Source organism: Paraburkholderia madseniana, assembly GCF_009690905.1.
Taxonomy (GTDB): Bacteria; Pseudomonadota; Gammaproteobacteria; order Burkholderiales; family Burkholderiaceae; genus Paraburkholderia; species Paraburkholderia madseniana.
In genome coordinates, this window is sequence record NZ_VOSW01000026.1 from 25,024 (window position 1) to 45,762 (window position 20,739).

Genomic DNA, 20,739 nt, shown 5'->3' on the forward strand with positions numbered 1-20,739 from the left:
TCTCCTCGCCCCCTCAATCTGTTCCGAACTCTGCCGTTATCCATGGGTTGGCGCGTAAAAAGACTCGACTCGGTGCGACCCGACGCACCGAAAGCGACCCCGCGCTCCCGCCCTCAGAACGATTGACGTTCGGAACCCATGACTCCTTTTTTATCGAAGCGGCTGCTGATCAATCTGGCGGTCGTCGCCGCGGCGGTCGGCGCGAACGCGTTCGTCGCCTATACGCAGATTTGCGGCCAGCGCGACGCCGACGCGCGCATGCTGCTTTCGATGAGCGTGCGTCAGAACCTCGACGCCTACCATACGGCGCTCGACGGCGGGCTGGCCGCGCTCGGCCGTTTCGAAGCAACGGGCGAGGCCGCGCCTGTCAACGAGGCCGCCGCCATGGCGGCTTCGCTGGCAGCTCTGGAGCGCGAGTTGCGCGAAGAGCTCGCCGGCGATCCGGCCATGCTCGACACGCTCGCGAGGCTGGGCGCGGACAGTCACGCGCTGCAACACGATATCGACGATGCGCTCCTGAAGAGCGCCAGCACCACGCCAAACGAGTCGCGCGCCTGGGCGGCGTCGACCTATACGCATCTCGGGCTGGGTCTCGGCCGTGTGGAAGACGGTCTGGCGGCGTTGCGCAAACAGGAGAATGAGGCGTTGCAGGCGTCGCTCGCGAGTTCCGCGAACGAAACCCAGCGCGCCATGTTTCTGCTGATCGTGACGATGCTGGCCGGCAGCGCGCTTCTGATCTTCACGTTCGGCGCCCGCGAAAGCAGTGCGCGGGAGAAACTGCGCACGGTGCGCGCGCTCGGCCGCAACGATGAGCGCTTCCGTGGCCTGTTCGACGACCATCCGGTGCCGATGTACATTTTCGATCGCGAGACCTTGCGCTTTCTCGCCGTCAACGCGGCGGCGATTCAGCAATACGGTTACTCGGAAAGCGAATTCCTCAGCATGACGATTCGCGCGATCCGGCCGAATGGCGAAATCTCGCGCCTCGAATCGCACATGCAGCGCAGCGACACCGCGCAACACGGCCGCACGATGGCGGGTGTCTGGCATCACCGGCGCAAGGACGGCTCGACGATCAGCGCTGACATTTCGTATCACGCACTCAACTTCATGGGCCGCGCCGCTTTCTTCGTGCTGGCCGACGACGTCACCGAACAGATCAATACCGAAGCCGAAGCGCAGCGTTCGAACCAGATGCTCGAAACGGTGATGGACAACATCCCGCAGCGCATTTTCTGGAAGGATCACGAGTCGCGTTATCTCGGCTGCAATATGGCGTTTGCGCGCGATGCGGGGCTTTCTTACCCCGAGCAGGTGGTGGGCAAGAGCGACAGCGACATGCCGTGGCGCGCCTTCGCCGACCTGCTGAACGAGCACGACAAGGAGGTGGTGACCACCGGCGTGCCGAAGATGAGTTTCGAGGTCGACCTGGTGATCGACGGCGTGCACCGCACCACGGTCACGAGCAAGCTGCCGTTCACCGACGGCGACGGCCGCGTGATCGGCGTACTCGGTTCGTACACGGACATCACCGAGCGCAAGCGCGCCGATCTGGCTTTGCGTCTGCAAAGCCGCGCGCTCGATGCGAGCGTCAACGCGATTCTGATTACCGCGCCGTCGCCGTCGGGCAATCTGATCGAATACGTGAACCCCGCGTTCATGCGGATCACCGGCTACGATCCCGCCGAAGTGATCGGTCACGATTGCCGTGTGCTGCAGCGCGACGACCGCGACCAGGAAGGCGTCGCCTTGATCCGCCAGGCGCTCGCCGCGAATCGCGAGGTGAGCGCCGTGGTGCGCAACTATCGCAAGGACGGCGCGCTGTTCTGGAATCAACTGTTCATTGCGCCCGTGCCGAATGCGGAGGGCGTGATTACGCACCACATCGGCGTGATCAATGATGTGACGGATCTGATCCGCTATCAGGAACAGCTTGAATATCAGGCCAACTACGACAGTCTCACGCGGCTGCCGAACCGCAACCTGCTGCGCGATCGTCTGCAGCATGCGTTGATCGTGGCGCAGCGGCATCACAAGGGCGTCGCTGTCGTGTTCATCGATCTGGACGGCTTCAAGAACGTCAACGACAGCCTCGGCCATAGCGTCGGCGACCGCTTGCTGAGCGTGGTCGCCGAACGGCTCGCCCGTTGCACGCGGACCAGCGACACGGTCGCGCGGCACGGCGGCGACGAGTTCGTGATCGTGATGACCGATACCGTCGACGAGCAGTCGTTGATCGCATGGATGGAGCGGGTGCGCGCATCGATCTCCGAACCGGTCTGGCTCGACGGCACCGAGTTGTATGTCGGCTGCAGCATGGGCGCGAGCCTCTTCCCGCAGGACGGCGAAGACGCGGAAACGCTGATGAAAAAGGCCGACCTCGCGATGTATCGCGCGAAGGACATGGGCCGCAATACGTTCCAGTTCTATCAGCCGGAAATGAATGCGAGCGCCGGCGCGCGCATGAATCTCGAACGGCGCTTGCGCCGCGCCTTGCGTGACAACGAATTCCTGCTGCACTACCAGCCGCAGGTGGATATCGTGAGCGGGCAGATCGTCGGCACCGAGGCGCTGGTGCGCTGGCGCGATCCGGAAGTCGGCTTGGTGCTGCCGTCGTTGTTCATTCCGGTGGCAGAAGAGAGCGGGCTGATCGGGCCGCTGTCGGAATGGGTCTTGCGCGAGGCGTGCCGCCAGAACAAGGCCTGGCAGGACGAAGGATTGCCGCCGGCGCGGGTGTCGGTGAATCTGTCGGCGCGCGTTTTTCAGCAGCGCGATATCGCGAAGCTCGTCATGCAGGTGCTCGCCGAGACGGGGCTCGAACCGCAGTATCTTGAACTCGAGCTCACCGAAAGCACCATCATGCGCAATGCCGAGGAGGCGGTGTTGATGCTCAACGAGCTGCACGCGCTCGGCATCGGCCTCGCCATCGACGACTTCGGCACCGGCTATTCGAGTCTCAGCTATCTGAAGCGCTTCCCGGTGGACCGGTTGAAGATCGACCGCTCGTTCGTGTCGGATATCGGCGTGTCGGGCGACGATGAAACGATCACCTCGGCGATCATCGCGCTCGCGCATTCGCTGAAATTGCAGGTGATCGCGGAAGGCGTGGAGACGTCGGCGCAACTCGACTTTCTGAAGGAACGTGCGTGCGACGAGATGCAGGGCTTCTACTTCGCGAAGCCGCTGTCGACGGAGGCGATTTCGGCGTTGTTTCAGGGGGGAGTGGGGCGCGAAGCGGAGACGGTGTAGTTCGGCGTTCCGCTCCCCGCTGCGCGTGCCTCAGACGGCAGGCGTATCGATGAATACCGGTAGTTGTTCGGCTACCTTGGAAAATGCCTGCAAGCGCGGATGTGCCGCCTTGGTGACGATCTCCGAAAAGTACATTTGCGTGAAATTCCACGCGACGGCCACCGCCACGTCCGCCGCGCCGAAATGGCCTGGCTCGATCGGCAGCGGCGCCGCCGCGAGGTCCTCTTCGAGTTCGCGGTAAGCGGCATGCAATTGCTCGGTCACGCGGGCGACCCACGGCTCATGCTGTTTCTCCTCCGGACGCAGATTGCGTTCGTAGACGATCTGCACGGTCTTTTCACAAGCGGCGAGCGCCAGACCCGTTAGGCGCGCGGCGCGCAGGCAGTGCTCCGGCTGTGACGGGAAGATCCGCTGATCCGGCGCGGCGAGCGTGGCGAGATACTGCAGGATCACCGTCGAGTCCATCACGCTCTGACCGTTGTCGAGGATCAGTGTGGGCGCTTTCACAACCGGGTTGATCTTCGCGAACGCTTCATACGTGCTGAACACGGAAATCGACTGGTGCTCGAAGTCGAGCTTCAGCAACTTCATGCAGATAGCGACGCGGCGCACGTAGGGCGAATCCAGCATTCCGATCAGTTTCATCTCATTTCCGTTAGAAGATCTATATGGTTGGCCTGAGCGGGCGAAGAGCCGGCTGTTCGCTTGCCAGACGGTACTTGTGATGCATCAGACTAATAGATTAAAGCGCTCGGCAAGTCAAAAAAAGCGACATTAATCGACGGTTTACGTCAGAATTTCTTACATGAAGCCGATCCCGCCCCTCACTGCTCTGCGCTGCTTCGAAGCCGTCGCCCGCCTGGGCGGTGTGACTCAGGCCGCGCGCGAATTGCATGTCACGCACTCTGCGGTGAGCCAGCAGATCAAGGTGCTGGAAGATTCGATGGGCGTTGCGCTGTTCGTGCGCGAAGCGCGCGCCCTGCGGCCTACTGAGGAAGGCCGGCTCTACGCGCTGGAAATACGGTCGGCGTTGCGCGACATTACGCGGGCGACGCGCCGCGCGCAGGCGCGCCCACACGAAAGCGAGCTGGTCATCGCGACCGTGCCGTCGTTTGCGCAGCATTGGCTCGTGCCGCGTCTCGCGAGTTTCCGCGAGACACATCCGTACTATCGAATCCGTCTGCTGACGAGTCTGCAGGTCGAGGATTTGCGCCAGGGCGTGAGCGACATCGGCATTCGCATGGGGCAAGGGCATTGGCCCGACGTTGCGCAGCAGAAACTGTTCGACGACGAAGTGCTGGTAGTCGCGGCGCCGCACTTCACGCTCGCGCCGGGTGGCCGCCTTCCCGTCACCGCCGAGGACGTGATCGCGTGTCCGTTGATCTCCAGCCCCAACACGCCGTGGGCCGACTGGTGCCAGGCGGCGCAGGTGGCGGAGCCGGCCGCCGAGGCGGTCGTGCTGTCTGCAAACGATTCGAACATCGTGCTGGGCGCGGTTTTGCTGGGGCAGGGCATCGCGCTCGAACGGCGCAGTCTGGTCGCGCATGCGTTGGCGCGCGGCGATCTGGTACAGATCACCGATATCCGCGTGCCGTACCGGTACCCGTACTGGCTGGTGTGGCAGCAACGCGAAATCCTGAACGCGAAGCAGGCGCATTTTGCGCAGTGGATCGAAGCGCAGGTCGACGTCTATTTGCGTAGCGGCGGGTGAGATTCGGTGCCGATTGGCGCGTGCAGGTTGCCGCTCGCGGGGGATTACCGGTTTGCGCGCGAGGGTCAGTCGTATATATTCGGGATTCCCATCTCTGACTTCGCTGGGAACCACAAAGCATCGATTCACGTGGCGTTGCGCCCGGTTTTCGCTGCTCGCACCTGGGTCATGGGCGCTTCGCCGTCGAATATCTGCCAATCCGACTGGAGAGAAAAATGACGTCTTCACCTGCAAAGAAATGGGCTGTGCTGTTCGCATCGGTTGTACTGAGTGTGGCTTCGGTTGCACCGGCGTTCGCGCAAAGCGGCGGTAGTGCTCCGGCGGCCGATGAAGCCGCTGCCGCCACGCCATCGGCCGCGTCCAAGGCAGCCGCCAAGGCGCAACGTAAGGCTGCCCGCAAGCAGGCGCGGGCGAAGAAAAATGCCGAGTTGAAGCAACTGGAAAGCAACGGGTATAACCCGGCGCGCAACGATCCGAACTATCCGACGGATCTCCAGAACGCGCAGAAGAAGGCGGCGGCCGCCGCGGCGGCGAGCCAGTAAGCGGCTGCGGGCCGGATGGAGGTTGCCGGTCCGGTCGTGCTTGTGCTGGGGATCCTGGCAAAGTACGACGTATGAAGCTAAAAGAGGCGCCCAAGCGCCTCTTTTTTCGTTCAAAGTCTGCCGCTCAATCCAGCACCGGCAACGCGCGCGGGCGCCGGTCGCTGTCGGTCGCGACGTAGGTCAGGGTCGCCTCGGTCACTTTCACGAGGTCTTCGGTCAGGCTCATGCGCTGCGCGTAAACCTCGACCGCCACCGTCACCGACGTGGTGCCCGTCTTGACGATATCCGCGTAGAAGCTCAGCAGATCGCCGACGAACACCGGCTGCTTGAAGACAAACGAATTGACCGCGATGGTCGCCACCCGCCCGTTGGCGCGGCGGCTTGCCGGAATCGAACCGGCGATATCCACTTGCGCCATGATCCAGCCACCGAACACGTCGCCGTGGACATTCGCGTCCGACGGTTGCGGTACGACGCGCAGCGCGCAATGCTTTTGCGGAAGTTGAAGGAGATCGGTCATGGGGATGAAAAGCGGCGCCAGCCAGCTTCTGCGACAATAGAAAGATCAGGAATTGTACGGGAAAGCGCCCAGCCGGGTCGCGCGACATAAAGCAGGATGCCAGGTTGGCACGCTGCCGGTCGGCGCGCCGCTGCGAACTCCGTCGCTTCCACACTCTCCCCAGCCGATCCCATGCGCCGTACGCCCTCGTCCGAACCTTCCCCGATCTCGACCCAGCCACGCAACGACTGGCAAACGATCCTGTCGCTGCTGCCCTACCTCGCCACCTATAAATGGCGCGTCGGCTTCGCGCTGAGCTGCCTGATCGGCGCGAAGGTCGCCAATCTCGGCGTGCCGATCGTGATGAAACGGATCGTCGACAGCCTCGCGTCGGTGCAGCATCTCACCGCGCTCGGCCGCGCGCACGATTCGCCGGCCATCGTGCTGCTGGGCGGCGTCGGTTTGCTGGTGGTCGCCTATGCGGTGGTGAGGTTGTCCACTTCGCTCTTCACCGAACTGCGCGAAATCCTGTTTTCGAAGGTGACCGAAAGCGCGGTGCGGCAACTCGCGCTGAAAGTGTTCCGCCACTTGCATGCACTGTCTTTGCGGTTCCATCTCGATCGGCAGACGGGCGGCATGTCGCGCGATATCGAACGCGGCACACGCGGCATCACGCAACTGATTTCGTATTCGCTGTACAGCATCTTGCCGACACTGGTCGAAGTCGGCCTCGTGCTGGGTTTTTTCGTCGTCAAATACGAGGCGTATTACGCGATCGTCACGTTCATTGCGCTCGCCGTGTACATCACGTTCACCGTGAAAGTCACCGAATGGCGTACGCATTTTCGCCGCACGATGAACGACCTCGATTCAAAGGCGAATTCGCGCGCGATCGATTCGCTGCTCAACTACGAGACAGTGAAGTACTTCGGCAATGAAGAGTGGGAAGCACACCGTTACGACGAAAACCTCAAACGCTATCGCACGGCAGCGATCAAATCGCAACGCTCCTTGTCGGCGCTGAACTTCGGGCAGCAGGCGATCATCGGCACGGGGCTCGTGTTCATTCTGTGGCGCGCGACCGAAGGCGTGATGGCCGGGCGCCTCACGCTCGGCGATCTGGTGCTGATCAACACCTTCATGTTGCAGCTCTATATTCCGCTGAATTTTCTCGGCGTCGTATATCGGGAATTGAAGCAAAGCCTTACCGACATGGATCGCATGTTCACGCTGCTTGGCGCGGCCCAGGAAGTGCCCGATGTGCCTGACGCACCCGAGCTGCGGGTGAGCGGTGCGCAGGTGCGCTTCGAGCATGTGAACTTCTCGTATGAGCCGGCGCGGCAGATTCTGCACGACGTCAGCTTCACGATTCCGGCGGGCGGCACCACGGCGGTGGTCGGCCATAGCGGTTCGGGCAAATCGACGCTCGCGCGGCTGATGTTCCGCTTCTACGATCTGGACCGCGCGACGGGCGGCGCGATCACCATCGACGGTCAGGATATTCGCGATGTCACGCAGGATTCGCTGCGTGCTTCGATCGGCATCGTGCCGCAGGATACGGTGCTGTTCAACGATTCGATCTACTACAACATCGCTTACGGACGTCCGTCGGCCACGCGCGAGGAAGTGATCGCGGCGGCGCGCGCGGCGCATATTCACGACTTCATCGAAGGGCTGCCGAAGGGGTACGAGACGCCGGTCGGCGAGCGTGGCCTGAAGTTGTCCGGCGGAGAGAAGCAGCGTGTGGCGATTGCGCGGACCATCCTCAAGAATCCGCCGATCCTGCTGTTCGACGAGGCGACGTCGGCGCTCGATTCGCGTTCGGAGCGCGCGATCCAGCACGAGCTCGACCAGATCGCCCGCGAGCGCACGACGCTGATCATCGCCCACCGGCTTTCGACGGTCGTGCACGCGCAGCAGATCATCGTGATGGACAAAGGACGGATCGTCGAGCGTGGGACGCACGCCGAGTTGCTGCATGCGAACGGGTTGTTCGCGCAGATGTGGGCGTTGCAGCAGCAACGTGCTGCGGAGGCGCCGGAGTCGGCTGAAACGATCGGGGCGGGGGATGGTGGGCGGTGAGTCTTGCGGCGGCGTTGGCGCCGCGTTATCGCACGATACCGCACGGTGCCGCTCGACACCCTGCTGTACTCAGCGCGCGCTCACACGCTGACCCAAAGTCTGCAGTTGCGCGGGCGTACCGACGTTTTCCCACAAGCCTTCATACAACTCGCCGCTCGCGAGACCGTTTGCAATCGTCTCGCGATAGTAAGGCGTTAGCGCGCGCCGCGTGCCGCGCGGCAGATCGCGAAACATGCGCGTGTCGTACAGACCGATATTGCCGAACGTGAAGCGCGGTTGCGCCTCGAGCGACAGCACGCCGTCGACCAGACCAAAGTCGCCGTTCGGATGAAACGCCGGGTTCGGCACCATCACTAGATGCATGCCGGGTTCGCGCAACGCCGCCAGCGTCTCAGCGCGAGCATTCAGCGCGGCGTAATCGAAATCCGCGTATACGTCACCGCTTACCGCGACGAACACTTCGCTAGCTCCGTCATCTTCGAGCAGCGGCAACGCCTGCACGACCCCTCCGGCAGTTTCCAATGCTTCATGCTCGGCCGAATAACGCAATTGCACGCCCCAGCGCGAACCGTCGCCGAGCGCGGCCTCGATCTGCTCGCCGAGCCACGCGTGATTGATCACAATGGTTTGAAAACCGGCGCGCGCGAGGCGTTCGATCTGCCACACGATCAACGGCTTGCCGCCCACTACGAGCAAAGGCTTCGGGCACGTGTCGGTCAACGGACGCATGCGCTCGCCGCGCCCGGCGGCGAAAATCATCGCTTTCTTCAGAGACATCGTCATCGGTCAGAACGTGTAGCCGACTTCATTCGCGCGGCCTTCGAGCTCGTCGAGCAGCTTGGCGAACGGACGCAGCGGCGCATAGCGTTCCGCGACCTTGCGGGCATGGCCGATGAAACGCGGCAGATCCTTCATGTAATGCGGTTTGCTGTCACGGTAGTTGATCCGGCAGAACAGCCCCAGCACCTTGATGTGCCGTTGCAGGCCCATCCATTCGAGCTGGCGGTAGAACTCGCCGAAATCCGGATCGACCGGCAGGCCGGCTTTTTTCGCGCGCTCCCAGTAGTACACGAAGCAATCCAGTTCGAATTCTTCGTCCCAGCCGAGGAAGGCATCGCGCAGCAACGAGGCGACGTCGTAAGTGATCGGGCCGTACACCGCGTCCTGGAAGTCCAGCACGCCGGGATTCACCGGGTTGGGGGCCGCGGCGACCATCAGATTGCGCGGCATAAAATCACGCAGCATGAACACCTGCGGTTGCGCACGGGCGCTCGCGATCAGCAGCGCGAAGGTGCGATCGAGCAGCGCACGGGTCTTGTCGTCGACCTCGCGGCCCAGATGGCGGCCGATGAACCACTCAGGCAGCAACTCCATCTCGCGGCGCAGGAAGGCTTCGTCGAACGGCGGCAGCACGTCTTCGCGCGAGGTGAGCTGCCAGCGGATCAGCGCGTCGAGCGCGTCGCGCATCAAGGTGCGGGCACGGCGCGGGTCATCGCCGCTTTGCGCCCCGGTGAGCGCGCCGAGGTACGAATCGGTGCCCAGATCGGTGACGAGCATGAAGCCGGCGTCGAAATCGACCTCCAGCACGCGCGGCACATGCACGTTGGCGGCCTCGAGCAATTGTGCGATTTGCACAAATTCGCGGCACTTTTCGGGCGGCGGGGCATCGACGGCGATCAGGGTGCCGGCGCTTTCGCCTTCCGCCGCCTTACCGGCAAGCCGGAAATAGCGGCGAAAACTGGCGTCGGACGAAGCCGGCGCAAGCGTGTCGAGATCGAGCGCATAGCGCGCTGCGTGGGCGTTCAGCCAGGCCTTGAGCAGTTCAAGGCGGCTGTCGGAGGAATCTTGGGTAGCGTTTTTGGCAGGGGGCAGCGTCATGAAAACCGGCGGCAAATTCAGAGGGGCAACGTCTTGCCATATAATACCCCACGACTTTTTTGACGCGACTCACGCCAGCTTTCGCGTGTTCCGCTTTACCGCCCGCCTCATCGTTCGACAGATTGTAAATATTGATGTGCAGCCGACTGTCACGGTCGGGATGTGCAGGCGGTGGATCGTGACTACAAAAGCTGACGGACGGGCCGATTCGCCAAACGATACATGCCGCCTAGACAGCTTTCCCAAACGACTCCCTCTTGTGCTGTAGTGCCGCGCAAAAGGCGGCTCGTCGCGGCGTTGATCGCCGTTCCGGGCCTGATGCCCGCGCTTGCGCACGCCCAGTTGGTGGGGGAGGCCGCGCAGCCGCAGCCTATCGACGCGCCATGGGGCATGCAGCTCGCCCCGCAGCTCGAAGAACATCCATTGCCGGAAGGCCAGAAGGCGGCCACCTTCGTGCTCGGCGACACGACGAGCGGCACCACCGACCAGGACATGGCCGCGAAAGGCTCGGCCGAGGTGCGGCGCAATACCTTCGTGATCAAGGCCGACGCGCTGCACTACGATCAGGACACGGACATGGCCGACGCATACGGCCAGGTTCACCTGAACAACAACGGCGCCACGTTCGCCGGCCCGGAAGCGCATATGCGGGTGGACTCGAGTGAAGGCTTCATGTCCGCGCCGAAGTACCACTTCAATGTGACGGGGGGCTCGGGCAGCGCAGAGCGCGTCGATCTGCTCGACAGCGAGCGCTCGGTGTTCACGAAGGGCACGTACACGGCTTGCTCGTGCACGGACAATCCAGGCTGGTATCTCAAGGGCAGCGAGTTCGATTTCGACACCGGCGCGGACGAAGGCGTCGCGTACAACAGCGTGCTGTTCTTCCAGGGCGTGCCGGTATTCGCTTCGCCGTGGCTGTCGTTCCCGTTGTCGGGCGATCGGCGCAGCGGCATTCTGCCGCCCACGTTCTCGATCAGTTCGTCGAACGGCTTCGAACTGTCGGTACCGTACTACTTCAACATTGCGCCGAATCGCGACCTGACAGTGACGCCGCGGCTGATCTCGAAGCGCGGCGTGCAGTTGCAGTCGACCTTCCGTTATCTGTCGCCCACCTATTCGGGCTCGATCACCGGTGAATACCTGCCGAACGACCGACTGACGAAGACCAATCGCTACGCGCTGTACATCCAGCACAACCAGAACTTCGGCAACGGGTTCGGCGGTTACATCTACTACAACAAGGTTTCGGACAACACGTATCCGGAAGACCTGTCGTCGTCGGTCAGTCAGTTCCAGAACGGCACCCAGCTTCTGTATCAACAGGAAGCCGGGGTGACCTATAACAACGGCCCGTGGTCGGTGCTCGCCCGTGAACAGCACTGGCAGACGCTGACGCCTTCCACTGCGCCGTACGGCCGCGAGCCGCAGTTGAACGTGAAGTACGCGAAGTACAACGTCGGCGGCTTCGACTACGGCGCGGAAGCCGACTACACGAATTTCCGCATCACCACCGCGGACACGACCCAGGGCCAGCGGGTGATGTTCAACCCATACCTGTCGTATTCGGTGGTCGGGCCGGGTTACTTCGTTACGCCGAAGGTGCAGTGGCACTTTGCGTCGTACAACCTGAACAATATCGCCACACCCGGTACGCCGAAGAATTTCACCGAGTCGATCCCGACGCTCTCCTTCGACACCGGGCTGATTTTCGACCGTTCGGTGCGGATCTTCGGCGAGGATTACATCCAGACGCTGGAGCCGCGGCTCTACTACGTCTACACGCCGTACCGCAACCAGGAAAACGCGCCGCTGTTCGATACGGCCGACTCCGACTTCGGACTGGCGGAAATCTTCACGCCGAACACGTTCGTCGGTAACGACCGGATCGCCGACGCGAACCGTCTGACCGCGGCGCTTACCACGCGCTTCATCAACCCGGCCACGGGCGACGAACGCGCGCGTTTCGTGATCGCGCAGCAGTATTACTTTCGGGACCAGCGCGTCACGCTGCTGCCTACGCAGACCAGCACGCAGGCCACGCATTCGGACCTGATCGCGGGTGCGTCGCTCAAGCTCGGGGCCGGTTTCGCTTCGGAAACGGCGTTCCAATATAATGCCGACAACAACCAGTTGACGAAGACGAGCATCGGCTTCGGGTTCAGTCCGGCCAGCGGCAAGGTGATCAATGTCGCGTATCGCTACACCCGCGCGAACACCACGCTGGACAACCAGCCGATCAACCAGGTGCTGATTTCGGGGCAGTGGCCGCTGACGCACCGTGTGTACGGGGTAGGCCGTTTCAATTACGACCTGGGCGGGCACCGGATCGTCGACGGTCTGGTCGGCCTGCAATACGACGCCGACTGCTGGACGCTCGGCGCCGGGATCCAGCGTTATGCGAACGGTCTGAATACGTCGGGGCAGAATCAGTCGAGCACGCGGTTTCTCGCGCAGTTGACGTTCAAGGGCTTGTCGAGCGTCGACAACGGGCTGATTTCCGCGTTCCGCAGCAGCGTGGCGGGCTATACGCCGTTGCCCCCGCCGCCGCCGCCGGAAGCGCGTTTCACCAATTACGAATGACGCTCGCCCGATCATTTATAGAATGCGAAAAGACGGGCCAGGCGCGCCCGACATCATTGGAGTATCTGTGGCAATCATGAAAAAGCTTCGCTTGGCAACGCTTGCGGCCGGTCTTGTCGCCGCGGCGTCTTTCCTGTCGGTTGCGCCGGTTCAGGCGCAGGCGCTGTCCGGCAATAGCGGCCGGACGGTCGATACCATCGCCGCAGTGGTCAACAACGGTGTCATCACGCGGCGCGAGCTCGACGACCGCATCGGCCTGATCACCCGCCGGCTGAACCAGCAGAACGCGCCGGTCCCGCCGATGGACCAGTTGCGCCAGCAGGTGCTCAACCAGATGGTGCTGGAACGCATCCAGTTGCAGAAGGCGAAAGAAGACGGCATCAACATCGACGACGCCGCTGTGCAAAAAACGCTCGAGCGGCTCGCGCAGGCGAACAACCTGACACTCGACACCTACCGTGCCCGTATCGAGGCGCAAGGCGTGCCTTGGGCCACTTTCACGAGCGACGCACGCACCGAACTCACGCTCTCGCGTCTGCGTGAGAAGGAAGTGGACAGCAAGGTCACGGTGTCGGACGCCGAGGTCGCGAACTACATCGCCAGCCAGCGCGGACCGAACGCCGGTCTGACGAGCGATCTGCACCTTCAGCACATCTTCGTGAAGGCGCCGCTGAACGCCTCGGAAACCGACATCGAAGCCGCGCAGAAAAAGGCTCAGGCCCTGCTCACCGAAGCCAAGGGTGGCGGCAACTTCGAAAAGCTGGCGAAGTCGAATTCGCAAGCGCCGGACGCGTCGAAAGGCGGCGATACGGGTTTCGTGACGCCGTCCAAGCTGCCGCCTGAGTTCGTCAAGGCCGCCTCGGCGCTGCGTCCGGGCGAGGTCAGCCCGGATCTGATCCGTACCAACGACGGCTTCGAAATCGTGCGCCTCGTCGATCGTCGCACGGGCCAGGGTGCCAGCTCCGACGCACCGAAGCTCGTACAGACGCACGTTCGCCACATTCTGCTGCGCGTCGGCGACGGCATGTCCGAGCCGCAAGCGCGTCAGAAGCTGCTCGAAATCAAGAACCAGATCGCCGCAGGCGGCGACTTCGCGAAGTTCGCCCACACCTACTCGCAAGACGGTTCGTCGTCGCAAGGCGGCGACCTCGGCTGGATCAGCCCGGGCGAGACGGTGCCGGAATTCGAGCGCGCCATGAACAACCTGCAGGACGGTCAGATCAGCGACCCGGTGCGCAGCGAATACGGCTATCACCTGATTCAGGTGCTGAGCCGTCGCGAATCGGAAGGCTCGGTTTCGCAGCAGATGGATCTGGCGCGTCAGGCAATCGGCCAGCGCAAGGCGGAACAGGCCTACGCCGACTGGTTGCGCGAACTGCGCGACACCGCCTATGTGGAAGTGAAGCCGCAGCTGACGAGCACGCAATAAACGTCATGACAACCGCCGCGCAGTCCACCAGCCTTCCGTTGCAGATCGCGATCACGACCGGCGAGCCTGCCGGCGTCGGTCCCGAGCTGACCGCGCAGGCGCTGGCGGGCGCGGCGACGCATTGGCCCGGTGCGGAGTTCACCGTGCTGGGCGATGCGGATTTGCTGGCTGACCGCGCGCGTGCGGTAGGTGTCGATTGGGCTCTTCTGGTGGCGGACGGCAAGCGCGTGCGGGTGCAGCATCGGCCGCTCGGCGCACCCTCGCTGGCCGGCAAGCTGGACGCCGCCAACGGCCGCTACGTGCTCGATCTGCTCGACAGCGCGATCGATGGCGCCATGGCCGGCACGTTCGACGCCATCGTTACAGCGCCGCTGCAAAAAAGCACCATCAACGATGCCGGTGTGCCGTTCACCGGCCACACGGAATATCTCGCCGAACGTACGCACACGCCGCGCGTGGTGATGATGCTGGCCGGCACCGGCAAGCGTCCGTTGCGCGTTGCCCTCGCTACCACGCATCTGCCACTCAAAGACGTGTCCGCCGCGCTGACGATCGAAGGTATCGTCGAGACGCTGCGCATCGTCGATCACGATCTGCGCCACCACTTTGGTCTGCCTGCGCCGCGCATCCTCGTGACGGGGTTGAACCCGCATGCGGGCGAAAACGGTTATCTGGGCCGCGAGGAAATCGAGGTGATTTCTCCCGCTCTGAAGCTCGCGAACGAGCAGGGCATCGACGCGCCTGGCCCCTATCCGGCGGACACCTTGTTCCAGCCGCGTTATCTGGAGCAGGCCGACTGCGTGCTGGCGATGTTCCACGACCAGGGCCTGCCGGTGTTGAAGTACGCAACGTTTGGCGAAGGCATCAACATCACGCTCGGCTTGCCGATCATCCGCACTTCGGTCGATCACGGCACCGCGCTCGATCTGGCCGGCACCGGCCGTGCCGACTCGGGCAGTCTGATCGCCGCGATCGATACGGCGGTTTCGATGGCACAACACCGCCGCGCGGGCTGAGCCAGCGATCGCGGCGCGGTTTCGTCCGCGCTTCCCAGGGTCTTCCGGGTGCTTGACGTTTGCGCGATCGTTGCGCATTCGTTGCGTGTATTCCTGGTTTGTTCCAATTCTTAGGCAGTTCTTTTTTTAGCGTTTCTTCGATGTCCACCAGCAGACAGCAACCGGGCCGGCACCAAGGCCATATCGCGCGCAAGCGTTTCGGACAGAATTTTCTGGTCGATATGGGCGTGATCGATTCGATCGTCGACGTGATCCGGCCGCAGCGCGGCGAGCGCATGGTCGAGATTGGGCCGGGGCTCGGCGCGCTCACCGAGCCGCTGATCGAGCGTCTGGCGACGCCCGAAGCGCCGTTGCACGCCGTCGAGCTGGATCGCGATCTGATCGGCCGCCTCAAGACAAAATTCGGCGACCTGCTCGAGCTGCATGCGGGCGATGCACTCGCGTTCGACTTCGGCACGCTGGCCGCACCTGGCGAGAAGGCGTCGCTGCGTATTGTCGGCAATCTGCCGTACAACATTTCGAGCCCGCTGCTGTTTCATCTGACCGCATTCGCGCATCGCGTGATCGATCAGCACTTCATGCTGCAGAACGAAGTCGTCGAGCGGATGGTGGCGGAACCGGGCACCAAGGCGTTCAGCCGCCTCTCGGTGATGCTGCAATACCGCTACGTGATCGACAAGCAACTCGACGTGCCGCCTGATGCATTCAACCCGCCGCCGAAGGTCGATTCGGCGATCGTGCGGATGATCCCGTACGAACTGCATGAACTGCCGGCCGTGGACGAGCGTGTGCTCGGCGAAGTGGTGACGGCGGCTTTCTCGCAGCGCCGCAAGATGTTGCGTAATACGCTGGCCGCGTTTCGTGACTCGGTGGATTTCGAGGCGCTGGGCTTCGATCTGCAACGCCGCGCTGAAGATGTACCGGTGGCCGAATATGTGCGCGTCGCGCAGATCGTGGCGGCTTCGCCTGCGCGCGGCGCCGCGGCCGCGGAAACCGGGAATGACGACGCCTGAGTTGCGTTGCACGGTCTTGAAGGAAGCGCGCTGCGTCCTGCAGCGCGCGTGAAACATCCCACGTCTTAAGCGGCGACCCGCTTCGCCGGCAGATTGACCAGCGCGATGCCGGCCAGCACCAGCGCCGCGGCCATCAGAAAGCGCAGGCTGAACGACTCGCCCAGCAACAGCACGCCGAAGGTCACGCCGAACAACGGCGTCAGGAACGAGAACACCGACAGGCGCGACGCGATGTAACGCGTCAACAGCCAGAACCACAGCAGATAGCTGACGAACGCCACGATCACCGCCTGGTAGGCGAGGCTCATCACCGCCAGCGGCGTGACGGTTTCCACACGTGCCTGCCCGAGCCCCAGCGCGAGCGCGAGCAGCACTACCGCCGACACCGCCAATTGATAGAACAGCGTCTTGCTCGCGCTCGTGTAAGCGAGACGCGTGGCGCGCACCACCACGGTCGTCGCGGCCCATGTGATCCCGCCCAGCATGCCGAGCGCGTCGCCGGCGACGCCCTTCAGCGTCGAGCCCTGCGCCCCGTGGCCATGCGGGAAGCCGTCGGCGAACGCCAGCGCCATACCCGCAAACGCCACCAGGATGCCGAGCCACTGAATGCGCCGGATCCGCTCGCCGTCGACGAACCAGTGCAGCCCGAGCGCCGTAAAGCACGGTGCGGTGTACAGAAAGACCGCCATACGCGAAGCGCTGGTCAGCGTCAGGCCAAGGAAAATGCACACGAACTCGCCCGCGAACAGCACGCCCGCGAGCAAGCCGGCGCCCAATGTGCCGTCGTCGCGAAAGAGCGGCGTACCGCGCGAGCGCGCCCAGCCCCATACGAGCACAGTCGCGATTGCCGAGCGCAAACCCGCCTGGAATACCGGTGGCAGTGCCGCGTTGGTGCTCTTGATCGCGACTTGCTGGAGTCCCCAGATCGCGCACAAGCCGATCATCAGCAGGATGGCGAAGCTATCCAGGGTGCGGCGCGTGGGCCGGGCGGTGGTGCTCATGGATTTTGTTGGGTCGCTGCCATAAGTCATACGATATCAAAGCCATCTGCCCCGCAATGCGATGACCCCATCGCCTACGCGTGCTTCTTTCAGGCTGCAAGCACTTCGATGACATAACAACACTTACGTCAGACTATTTTCTGACAGCCCCTATTTCGCGCTAAGGTTCACCCACGCGCATTTCGTCAGCTTATTCAAACAGCCTGAATTGGCTGTCGTGCAAGGTTCCGACGCGGACTTCGCATCCTGCCTGTCGATTTGCGCGGCCTCAAATGAACAGCGTGCCGGTACTTTGCAGCAGACGTGGCGGTGTCGAAATTTCCGTGAAAAGCGGGAATCTGTATGAGGAGACGAAATGAAGCGCGTGAGCAGGTGGGCGATGGCAGTCGTGCCGGCGGCACTGGCGTGTCAAATGGCGCACGCTCAGTCGAGCGTGACGCTCTACGGCGTGATCGACGAAAGTGTGCACTACCTGACCCACGCAAACCAGGCCGGCGATTCGTCGATCGGACTCGGTAACGGCGGCATGACGGAAAGCCGCTGGGGGATAAGGGGCGTCGAGGATCTGGGCGGCGGCTGGTCTACGTTCTTCAAGCTCGAAAACCGTTTCTACATGAATACCGGCCAAAGCGATCCGACCTTGCCGTTCTTCAATGAGGCGCAAGTGGGTGTGCGCTCGGATTCCCTTGGCCAGGTGATCTTCGGCCGTCAGTACAACGTGATGATCGAAGGCATTACCATCGGCGGCTACGGCAGCAATATCTGGATTCCGTACGATTTCAACTTCCAGCCGGAAGTGACGATGACAGGCGGTATCTGGACCAGCAACCAGGTGCAGTATCAGGCGAAATATAACGGTTTCCATGTTGCCGCCGGCTATGCATTCGGCGGCAACGCGGGCAATTCGTACGGCAGCCAGATCGGCATGGCACTGGCTTATGCACCGGGTGGGCCGTTCACCTTCGGCGGCGCGTATCAGGAGTCGAAAGATTCGGTCAACGGCGCCGCCGCTAAAGCGTGGACCTTCGGCGGGTCGTACACGTGGAACCTGACCCGGTTCTCCGTCGGCTATATCGTCAATCAGAATGACGCCGGCTTTTCGAATTTCGCCAACGGGCCGTTCACCGCGCCCGCGTTGGCCGCGCTCAAATACACGGACTTTTCGCGGCGCCGCATGATCATGGGCGGCATCACGCAGCAGGTCAGCAACAAGTGGCACTTCGCAGCGAATGTCTGGCGCACGCTGCAGGACGGCAAAACCGCCGCGCAGAACGGTTCGGCATGGCAGTACCAACTGGTCGCCGACTACAACCTGTCCCTGCGTACCGATATCTATCTGGAAGGCGATTATTCGCTGTACCGGGGCGACCTGATCGGAGCGCAGTTGCAGGGCGTCAACGGTATCGGCCTTGCGCAGAAGGGTAGCCAGATCGGTCTGATGGCCGGCATGCGGCATCAGTTCTGAACCCTTACCAACTCCAGCGCGCGCCCAGATTGCCCTCTACCGTGCTGCGGTGTTCGCCGTTCACGTTCATGGCGTAACTCGCGGTGGCGAATACGCTGCCGCGCGCGCTCAAATGCGCGACCAGGCCGATGCCGAACTGGGCGGCCGTGGCGGCGACATCGGTGGGAATCACGGTTGTGCCGGCGAAGGTCGCGCTATCGGTGCCATTGAAATAGCGCCACAGATTCGCGCGCAGATAGGGTTGCCATTGCGCACCCGCGCCTTCGAAGCTGCCTTGCAGGCGTAGGCCGAGCCGACCGACGAGGCCGTTTGCCGCGTGAAACGATACGTTCGAAATGCTGTCGTTGAGATCGTTGATCGATGCGTGCTGCCAGATCAGTTGTGCTTGCGGTTCGAGACTGAGATTGGCGCGCAGTGGAATCGGCAAGCCGCCTTCCAGCGAGGTCGTCACGGCATGCCCATGCGTGCTCGCACCGATGCCCTGATTCGACGATGGATCGAGCGTGAGTGAGCTACCCATCACGACCGCATCGGTGTACCAGCCGCCCGGACCGATGTGCGTCCAGTAGGCGCCTGCGCTGTAGGCATTGATCGACAGCCGCCCGGCCGACAGATCGGGGAAACCGAGCGCGAAACCGTTCACGTCGCCTTGCGCGCGGGCAAAGCCGATGAAGAAGCCGTAGTGATTGCGATGGCCGCTTGCGCTGCGATCCGCGTAGATATCCTGGCCCACTTGCACGCCGGCCATCGTGCCGCTGAATTCGGGGTTGGCGGCGCCACTGTTGCTCTGTGAGGTGTGCTCGCCCCAGACACGCGACCATGCGGCGGCGAGCGGGCCGCTTTCGTTCAACAGCAACTGATCGCCCTGGCGGTCATGGAAGGTACCCGCCCGGACGAGACGGACTTGCTGCGGCTCATTGATAATTTTGTATGGTTACCGGGACACTCACCTCTACGAGCAGAACCATGAGTGCAACCTGCGATTTCCGACCGAAGTAATGCACCAGATGGCCGAGTTCACCAAGCTATTTGCGCGCGCCTGGTCGCTGGAGCCACGCGTTTACGCCACCGCGGTGGGTCGCGGTGGCGTACGCTCTAGAGTGAAAGACTAGCCGTCCTGCTGGCACGGGTTACCCGTTGGTGTTCAGCGCTCGCTCGGCCTGATGGCAGGGTCGTTTTCCACCACTTCATGGGTCGCAGACCAGTACGGCTGCCGGTTATAGTAGCTGTACGTTGACTCTCCCCACTTCGCATCCGCCATCGTCGGCCAGTGGTCCTTGTCGAAACCCGGGTCGTCCTTGAGGCGCTGTGCGGCAATGTCGACGACGAAGCACTTCTCGTCCGTGTCGAGAGTTAATGCACTCCACGGGATGGCGTGCAGGTTAGAACCCATTCCGAGGAAACCGCCCTCAGAAAGCACGGCATAGGCGATGCGTCCATTCCGGACGTCCAGCATGATGTCTGAAATCTTCCCCACGTGTTCGCCGTCAGAAGACATGACCTTGTTCCCATCGAGCGTTGCTGCGGCCATGACATCCGGCCCCGGCCCTTCGCCCATACCACCGCCGACGATGCCGGCTCCGAGTTGGGTGCCACCTTGCGGGTTGATTGAGCCCATGATTTACCCCCTTCGAAAAAGGTACTGCAGTGGCGCGCAAGCGGTGTTCCCGAGCCGGCGGCGGCAGAAGTGGGGTCATTGCGAGAGTTTCGAGGGGGCGGCGTTGCTATCGCCATCAATGGGTTGCCCCCAGGTGAAGAGGACACCCCACTTCAATCCCGATGCTGGGGGCAACTTACTTGTCAGCGTTTTTTGTTGAGCGCAACCTGCGACAGTCTGTCGTTCAGATGCTTCCCGTTCAGGAGGTGACCATGCACGGCGTCGTTGTTGACGTGCGTTTCGACAATACACATCTGTTTCTCAACCTGTCCGACGGTCAGGCCGTGCGATTCCCACTGAACTGGTTTCCTGTTCTGAAGGTGGCGACGGCAACGGAGCGCGAGCATTTTGCCATTTCGCTGGACCGACAGCAGCTGTTCTGGCCTGAAATCGATGAGGACCTGAACGTTGCCGCGCTGCTTTCATTCCTGTCCAATACGATAAGGCGCGAGCGCTTCTACACAAGCTTCCGGCTTCGGGCTCACAGACCGCTCGGTTGATGGACGGGGCAAAGCGTGTCGAGCGGGGGCTCTTTTCCACGGAACCGGAAAATCAATGCCTGAGCGTTTGCCCGATGACATCTCGTGCATCGCAATTGCGTCCGCACCCGTTCCTTA

At 62.6% G+C, this 20,739-nt stretch carries 17 protein-coding genes; 10 read left to right on the forward strand and 7 right to left on the reverse strand.

Annotated features, from left to right (window positions below; all coding sequences use genetic code 11):
• Positions 1-138: 138 nt before the first annotated feature.
• Positions 139-3,249 (forward strand): sensor domain-containing protein, encoded by a 3,111-nt coding sequence (locus tag FSO04_RS15515; protein WP_154560528.1) that lies wholly within the window; start codon positions 139-141, stop codon positions 3,247-3,249.
• Between the two features lie 30 nt (positions 3,250-3,279).
• Here the strand turns inward: FSO04_RS15515 and FSO04_RS15520 are convergent, their stop codons facing one another.
• Positions 3,280-3,894 (reverse strand): glutathione S-transferase family protein, encoded by a 615-nt coding sequence (locus FSO04_RS15520; RefSeq protein WP_154560529.1) that lies wholly within the window; start codon positions 3,892-3,894, stop codon positions 3,280-3,282.
• Between the two features lie 160 nt (positions 3,895-4,054).
• Between FSO04_RS15520 and FSO04_RS15525 the strand changes: the two genes are divergently transcribed.
• Positions 4,055-4,960 carry a LysR substrate-binding domain-containing protein gene (locus FSO04_RS15525; protein WP_154560530.1) on the forward strand — a complete coding sequence of 302 codons (906 nt, stop codon included), beginning with the start codon at positions 4,055-4,057 and terminating at the stop codon, positions 4,958-4,960.
• Between the two features lie 215 nt (positions 4,961-5,175).
• A complete protein-coding gene (locus tag FSO04_RS15530) occupies positions 5,176-5,502 on the forward strand; it encodes a DUF4148 domain-containing protein (protein WP_154560531.1) in 327 nt (108 codons plus the stop codon).
• 124 nt (positions 5,503-5,626) lie between these two features.
• Here the strand turns inward: FSO04_RS15530 and FSO04_RS15535 are convergent, their stop codons facing one another.
• Complete coding sequence (locus FSO04_RS15535; RefSeq protein WP_154560532.1) at positions 5,627-6,022, reverse strand: acyl-CoA thioesterase; 396 nt, start codon at positions 6,020-6,022, stop codon at positions 5,627-5,629.
• Between the two features lie 171 nt (positions 6,023-6,193).
• Between FSO04_RS15535 and FSO04_RS15540 the strand changes: the two genes are divergently transcribed.
• Positions 6,194-8,083, forward strand: a complete 1,890-nt coding sequence (locus FSO04_RS15540; protein ID WP_154560533.1) for an ABCB family ABC transporter ATP-binding protein/permease — start codon at positions 6,194-6,196, stop codon at positions 8,081-8,083.
• Positions 8,084-8,152: 69 nt separating this feature from the next.
• On the opposite strand, the gene murU is transcribed toward FSO04_RS15540, so the two are convergent.
• Together murU and FSO04_RS15550 are read right to left on the reverse strand one after the other, a co-directional pair.
• Positions 8,153-8,866 carry an N-acetylmuramate alpha-1-phosphate uridylyltransferase MurU gene (gene murU / locus FSO04_RS15545; RefSeq protein ID WP_154560534.1) on the reverse strand — a complete coding sequence of 238 codons (714 nt, stop codon included), beginning with the start codon at positions 8,864-8,866 and terminating at the stop codon, positions 8,153-8,155.
• Between the two features lie 3 nt (positions 8,867-8,869).
• Positions 8,870-9,961: an aminoglycoside phosphotransferase family protein gene (locus tag FSO04_RS15550; protein ID WP_154560535.1), complete on the reverse strand. Its 1,092-nt coding sequence runs from the start codon at positions 9,959-9,961 to the stop codon at positions 8,870-8,872.
• A 222-nt stretch (positions 9,962-10,183) separates the two neighbouring features.
• Between FSO04_RS15550 and FSO04_RS15555 the strand changes: the two genes are divergently transcribed.
• From FSO04_RS15555 to rsmA, 4 genes are all read left to right on the forward strand, one after another.
• On the forward strand, positions 10,184-12,541 hold the full coding sequence (locus tag FSO04_RS15555; RefSeq protein WP_154560536.1) for an LPS-assembly protein LptD: 2,358 nt from the start codon (positions 10,184-10,186) through the stop codon (positions 12,539-12,541).
• Between the two features lie 67 nt (positions 12,542-12,608).
• Positions 12,609-13,970 carry a peptidylprolyl isomerase gene (locus tag FSO04_RS15560; RefSeq protein WP_174825289.1) on the forward strand — a complete coding sequence of 454 codons (1,362 nt, stop codon included), beginning with the start codon at positions 12,609-12,611 and terminating at the stop codon, positions 13,968-13,970.
• A 5-nt stretch (positions 13,971-13,975) separates the two neighbouring features.
• Positions 13,976-14,986 carry a 4-hydroxythreonine-4-phosphate dehydrogenase PdxA gene (gene pdxA, locus FSO04_RS15565; protein ID WP_154560538.1) on the forward strand — a complete coding sequence of 337 codons (1,011 nt, stop codon included), beginning with the start codon at positions 13,976-13,978 and terminating at the stop codon, positions 14,984-14,986.
• Between the two features lie 140 nt (positions 14,987-15,126).
• Positions 15,127-15,999, forward strand: coding sequence for a 16S rRNA (adenine(1518)-N(6)/adenine(1519)-N(6))-dimethyltransferase RsmA (rsmA, locus tag FSO04_RS15570; RefSeq protein ID WP_154560539.1), 873 nt, complete (start codon positions 15,127-15,129; stop codon positions 15,997-15,999).
• Between the two features lie 65 nt (positions 16,000-16,064).
• Here rsmA and FSO04_RS15575 read toward each other — a convergent pair whose 3' ends face one another.
• The gene (locus FSO04_RS15575; protein WP_154560540.1) at positions 16,065-17,000 is read right to left on the reverse strand and encodes a DMT family transporter; all 936 of its coding nucleotides are present in this window, start codon (positions 16,998-17,000) and stop codon (positions 16,065-16,067) included.
• A gap of 355 nt (positions 17,001-17,355) precedes the next feature.
• Here FSO04_RS15575 and FSO04_RS15580 point away from each other — a divergent pair, with 355 nt between their 5' ends.
• Positions 17,356-18,465 (forward strand): porin, encoded by a 1,110-nt coding sequence (locus FSO04_RS15580; protein ID WP_154560541.1) that lies wholly within the window; start codon positions 17,356-17,358, stop codon positions 18,463-18,465.
• A 4-nt stretch (positions 18,466-18,469) separates the two neighbouring features.
• On the opposite strand, the gene FSO04_RS15585 is transcribed toward FSO04_RS15580, so the two are convergent.
• Together FSO04_RS15585 and FSO04_RS15590 are read right to left on the reverse strand one after the other, a co-directional pair.
• Positions 18,470-19,390, reverse strand: a complete 921-nt coding sequence (locus FSO04_RS15585) for an autotransporter family protein (RefSeq protein WP_168435700.1) — start codon at positions 19,388-19,390, stop codon at positions 18,470-18,472.
• 219 nt (positions 19,391-19,609) lie between these two features.
• On the reverse strand, positions 19,610-20,083 hold the full coding sequence (locus tag FSO04_RS15590) for a PRC-barrel domain-containing protein (RefSeq protein ID WP_154560543.1): 474 nt from the start codon (positions 20,081-20,083) through the stop codon (positions 19,610-19,612).
• 251 nt (positions 20,084-20,334) lie between these two features.
• Here FSO04_RS15590 and FSO04_RS15595 point away from each other — a divergent pair, with 251 nt between their 5' ends.
• Entirely contained in the window at positions 20,335-20,622 is a 288-nt protein-coding gene (locus FSO04_RS15595) for a DUF2442 domain-containing protein (protein WP_154560544.1), read from the forward strand.
• Positions 20,623-20,739: the final 117 nt, after the last annotated feature.

Excerpts from the sequence above, each read along its gene's own strand:
- pdxA (WP_154560538.1), top strand. The coding sequence starts at position 13,976 with ATGACAACCGCCGCGCAGTCCACCAGCCTTCCGTTGCAGATCGCGATC.
- FSO04_RS15515 (WP_154560528.1), top strand. The coding sequence starts at position 139 with ATGACTCCTTTTTTATCGAAGCGGCTGCTGATCAATCTGGCGGTCGTC.
- FSO04_RS15580 (WP_154560541.1), top strand. The coding sequence starts at position 17,356 with ATGAAGCGCGTGAGCAGGTGGGCGATGGCAGTCGTGCCGGCGGCACTG.
- FSO04_RS15525 (WP_154560530.1), top strand. The coding sequence starts at position 4,055 with ATGAAGCCGATCCCGCCCCTCACTGCTCTGCGCTGCTTCGAAGCCGTC.
- FSO04_RS15530 (WP_154560531.1), top strand. The coding sequence starts at position 5,176 with ATGACGTCTTCACCTGCAAAGAAATGGGCTGTGCTGTTCGCATCGGTT.
- FSO04_RS15590 (WP_154560543.1), bottom strand. The coding sequence starts at position 20,083 with ATGGGCTCAATCAACCCGCAAGGTGGCACCCAACTCGGAGCCGGCATC.
- FSO04_RS15550 (WP_154560535.1), bottom strand. The coding sequence starts at position 9,961 with ATGACGCTGCCCCCTGCCAAAAACGCTACCCAAGATTCCTCCGACAGC.
- FSO04_RS15595 (WP_154560544.1), top strand. The coding sequence starts at position 20,335 with ATGCACGGCGTCGTTGTTGACGTGCGTTTCGACAATACACATCTGTTT.
- FSO04_RS15575 (WP_154560540.1), bottom strand. The coding sequence starts at position 17,000 with ATGAGCACCACCGCCCGGCCCACGCGCCGCACCCTGGATAGCTTCGCC.
- FSO04_RS15555 (WP_154560536.1), top strand. The coding sequence starts at position 10,184 with ATGCCGCCTAGACAGCTTTCCCAAACGACTCCCTCTTGTGCTGTAGTG.
- FSO04_RS15540 (WP_154560533.1), top strand. The coding sequence starts at position 6,194 with ATGCGCCGTACGCCCTCGTCCGAACCTTCCCCGATCTCGACCCAGCCA.
- FSO04_RS15520 (WP_154560529.1), bottom strand. The coding sequence starts at position 3,894 with ATGAAACTGATCGGAATGCTGGATTCGCCCTACGTGCGCCGCGTCGCT.
- rsmA (WP_154560539.1), top strand. The coding sequence starts at position 15,127 with ATGTCCACCAGCAGACAGCAACCGGGCCGGCACCAAGGCCATATCGCG.
- murU (WP_154560534.1), bottom strand. The coding sequence starts at position 8,866 with ATGACGATGTCTCTGAAGAAAGCGATGATTTTCGCCGCCGGGCGCGGC.
- FSO04_RS15535 (WP_154560532.1), bottom strand. The coding sequence starts at position 6,022 with ATGACCGATCTCCTTCAACTTCCGCAAAAGCATTGCGCGCTGCGCGTC.